4 protein-coding genes are annotated in these 4043 nt (G+C 59.2%); 3 read left to right on the forward strand and 1 reads right to left on the reverse strand.

Translation table 11 applies throughout. The features are described 5' to 3' along the window. Both V6C16_RS08815 and V6C16_RS08820 read left to right on the forward strand, forming a co-directional pair. The coding region (locus tag V6C16_RS08815; RefSeq protein WP_333543032.1) for an L-serine ammonia-lyase, iron-sulfur-dependent, subunit alpha at nt 1-639 on the forward strand (639 nt) is incomplete at its 5' end. Nucleotides 640-873: 234 nt separating this feature from the next. After that, complete coding sequence (locus tag V6C16_RS08820; RefSeq protein ID WP_333534394.1) at nt 874-1074, forward strand: putative quinol monooxygenase; 201 nt, start codon at nt 874-876, stop codon at nt 1072-1074. Nucleotides 1075-1589: 515 nt separating this feature from the next. Here V6C16_RS08820 and serS read toward each other — a convergent pair. After that, the gene (serS, locus tag V6C16_RS08825; protein WP_333534393.1) at nt 1590-2873 is read right to left on the reverse strand and encodes a serine--tRNA ligase; all 1284 of its coding nucleotides are present in this window, start codon (nt 2871-2873) and stop codon (nt 1590-1592) included. Nucleotides 2874-3237: 364 nt separating this feature from the next. On the opposite strand from serS, the gene V6C16_RS08830 reads away from it, so the two are divergent. Then, the gene (locus tag V6C16_RS08830; RefSeq protein ID WP_333534392.1) at nt 3238-3825 is read left to right on the forward strand and encodes a hypothetical protein; all 588 of its coding nucleotides are present in this window, start codon (nt 3238-3240) and stop codon (nt 3823-3825) included. The last annotated feature ends 218 nt before the right edge of the window (nt 3826-4043 follow it).

The following is a 4043-nucleotide window of genomic DNA, read 5'->3' on the forward strand; positions in this document are numbered from 1 at the left end:
TGGCCCACGCTGTACGCCTTTGCCGTTGCCGAGGAAAACGCCTCCGGCGGCCGGGTGGTCACTGCCCCCACCAACGGGGCGGCGGGCATTGTACCCGCGGTGCTGACCTACTACCAGAATTTCTATCCCCATGCGACGGAAGAAGGCGCTCTGGACTTTCTGCTTACGGCCGGAGCCATCGGCCTTTTTTACAAGCTCAACGCCTCCATTTCCGGGGCGGAGGTGGGCTGTCAGGGCGAAGTGGGCGTGGCTTGCTCTATGGCTGCCGGAGCCTACTGCGCGGTGACGGGCGGCAGTGTGAAGCAGGTAGAGGTGGCGGCGGAGATCGGCATGGAACATAACCTGGGCCTTACCTGCGACCCTGTGGGCGGCCTTGTGCAGATACCCTGCATCGAGCGCAACGGAGTTGCTGCGGAACGCGCGGTCAACTGCGCCCAGCTTTCACGGTTGGAAGACGGGCGGCAGCGCGTGATTTCCCTGGATGCCATCATTGAGGTCATGTATCGCACGGGCCTTGATTTGCAGTCCCGCTACAAGGAAACCTCGCTGGGCGGTCTGGCTCAGGCCGTGGCCGAGGCGCTTGAACGAAAAAAGCAGGGCGGCGCGGGACCGTCCGGCAAAAAGGAAGCAGTGCTGTGAGTGAAATACATATAGTGGCCGAACTGGAAGTGCTGCCGCAGTATCGCGAAGCCTTCATGCCCGAACTGCGCGCTCTGGTGGACGGCAGCCGTGGAGAATACGGCAACCGACGCTAGAGCAATTTCACTTTGAAAGTGCTCTGGCGGCTGCGTGAGCAGACGTTCGCTACGGAGGCGTAAGCGCAGTTTATCTGCGCGGTTAAACGCCGAAGTGAGCGTGCCTTAAACTTTGAGAATGTATATTCTCAAAGTTAATCTGCTCTATGACCTTACCGAGGATGTTTCCAATATGTGCCGTTTTTTTGTGCTTGAAACCTGGGCTTCACAGGAAGCGGTGGACGCGCATAACGGCACGCCGCACTTCAGGGCCTTTGGCGCATTTGCGGAAGGCAAGCTGCGGCATATGAACGTGACTCTGCTCAAGATGGTTTTTTAGGGCGTTTTGCCCTTTGAGAAAGCCTGCTCCCAGAGTCGGGATGGCTCAAGACGGCCTTGTTCCGCAGATTGTGGAGGCCTGCGCGGCACCCGCACGCCTTTCGGCAGCGGCGGCATCCGCTTGCGGCGTTATGCTTGCGGGCTGTGGCCGCAGCCGCCGGAGCGCATGTGGCAAAACCATACCGTCCGCATGACAATGGGGCTTTGCCGCCAGGGATGCCGTAAAGATAGGCGTCTGGCGGCAAAGCCCCATTTTTTATCAATGCATACATCCGCAAGAGCAGTTCCAGGCGCGACGGTATCCCTGAAAGATGCTTCTGGCAGGTTAACGTTTGCGCTGTGTGCGCGTTAGAGCAAGTTCACTTTGAAATTGCTCTGGCGGCTGCGTGAGCAGTCGCCCGCCGCGAAGGCGTAAGCGCAATTTATTTGCGCGGTTAAACGCCGAAGCGAACGTGTCTTAAACTTTGAGAATGTACATTTTGTACATTTTCAAAGTTAATCTGCTCTAGACACTGTCTAACGGTCCTGGGGCGGCTCGATGTTTTCCACCCCGTCCATATAGGGAACCAGCACCTTGGGCAGGGTCACGCTGCCGTCTTTCTGCTGGCCGTTTTCCAGAATGGCGGCAATGGTACGTCCGGTGGGCAGGCCGGAACCGTTGAGCGTGTGAACAAAAGCCGTCTTGCCGCCCTTGGGCTTGAAGCGGATATCCGCGCGACGGGCCTGAAAGTCCGTGCAGTTGGAACAGGACGAGATTTCACGGTAGGTTTTCTGGGCGGGCAGCCATACTTCCACGTCATATGTCTTGGCAGAGGCAAAGCCCATGTCGCCTGTGCAGAGGGTGATGACGCGGTGGGGCAGTTCCAGCAGTTCCAGCAGGCTGCAGGCGTGGCCGCGCATAAGTTCAAGCTGGTTGAAACTGTCCTCGGGGTGGGCAAAGCGCACCATCTCCACCTTGGTGAACTGGTGCAGGCGAATGATGCCCCGCGTGTCCTTGCCCGCGCTGCCCGCTTCGGAACGGAAGCAGGGCGTGGCCGCGCAGTAGGCGCGCGGCAGGTCGGACTCTTCAAGCACTTCGCCCGCATGCAGGTTTGTCAGCGGCACTTCCGCAGTGGGGATGAGAAAATAGTCCCACTCGGCCAGCTTGAAAAGGTCTTCTTCAAACTTGGGCAACTGGGCCGTGCCTGTCATTGAGGTGCGGTTGACCATGTAGGGAGGGCTGACCTCAAGATAGTCGCTGTACCGGGTGTGCCTGTCGAGAAAAAAATTTACCAGGGCGCGTTCAAGGCGCGCTGCCCAGCCCAGGGATACGACAAAACGGCTGCCCGTAAGGCGCGCGGCGCGTTCAAAGTCCAGCCCGCCAAGAGCAGTGCCGATGTCGTCATGCGCGCGCGGCTCAAAGTCAAACTGCCGGGGGTCGCCCCAGCGGCTGACCTCGACGTTTTCGTTTTCATCCGCGCCCACAGGCACGGTGCTGTCGGGAATGTTGGGAACGCTCATGAGCCAGCTTTCCACATCATTCCTGGCTTGCGCCGTTTCGCCGTCCAGTTCCTTGATGCGGTCTGACAGGGAGGACAGTTCGGCAAGCAGGGGCGCGGCGTCCTGGCCGGAGCGCTTGAGCGCGGCCACCTGGGCTGAAGCCTCGTTACGCTTGCTTTTAAGCCCTTCCACTTCCGTAAGCAGGGTGCGGCGGCGGCCGTCCAACTCCAGAAATGCATCAACGCTGATACCCGAATGCCGGTCGGCCAGGGCCTTGGCTAAAACTTCGGGTTGCCTCTGCACCAGTTTAAGATCAATCATGACCGCTCCTGAAAATTTGCGCGGTAGCGCGCCGGATTCGCGGTAAAAATTGCGGCGCAAGGCTGCATCGGCATGCGCATGCTTGGGCCTGCGTCAGAAAAAATGTGTCTTTTGCGCCGGAAGCGCTCTGGCGCGTCGGCTTGAAACAAAAAAGCGCATTTGTCTTCGCTGTGGTCAACCGCAGAATATTTGCGGATAAAGGCGAAAGCCTCAGGGCCGGAAAGTGCGAATGCCGGTACAGCGCCGGGCCGCCCGCGATAATATAATTCCTTTAGCATGGGGGCGCGCCGCCTTGCAAGGCTGGCTTTTTCCGTATATAGCTCACGGGAATACTCTCGAGAATTTCTATAAACGCGAGGCTGTCATGAAACCTGTGCGCAATGTTTTATACCTTGTTTTGCTGGCCTTTCTGGTCGCTGCCTGCGGCCCGGCCAACAATGTGCGGCTGATGCCGCCGCCTTTTATGGAAGGCGGCGTGCTGCCCGGCCCCAAGGCTCCCCGGGTGACGGTGGTGGCTTTTGTGGACAAACGGCAAGATCAGACCGTCATCGGCTCCCGCCGCGATAACAGCGCCTTTGTCACCAGTGACAGCGTTACACAGTGGATAAGCAAGGCCCTGGCTGACGAACTGGCCCGCAACGGTCTGCAGGTTTCCTATGCCGACAGCGTCAATCAGGCGCGGGCGGGCAATCCCGACTTTCTCGTGACCGGCGACGTGGATCAGGTCTGGCTTAAAGAAAATTCCGCCACAGATCTTGCCACCAACATGCGCGTGAACTACGCCCTGGCTAACCGTCAGGGACGCATCTACAGCGAATCGCTCAATGCCTCGCAGTCACGCACGGTCATGCCTCTTGGCTCTACGGCCGACAACCTCATGCTGGACACGCTGCGTGAACTTATCAAACCCATGGCGCAAAAGATTGTCCAGGCTATCGAGGCCAAGAAGTAAGCCCGCGCGGGCCTTGAACCTTCTGTTTTTTTGCGCAGCCATGACATTGGCTGTGACGGGATTTTGCATGCTGCCGCCGGCCCTTGTGGCCGGCGGTCTTGTCTTGGCGCAGCCCGCAAGAGCAGCAGGTACGGCAGCCGGGTCTGTTCCGGCGTCAACGTCTGCTGCTCAATCCGCTTCGGAGGGCGCGGCCGGAGAAAGCCCGGCGGAGGCCGGGG

It is taken from the genome of Desulfovibrio sp. 1188_IL3213 (assembly GCF_036763145.1).
GTDB lineage: Bacteria > Desulfobacterota > Desulfovibrionia > Desulfovibrionales > Desulfovibrionaceae > Desulfovibrio.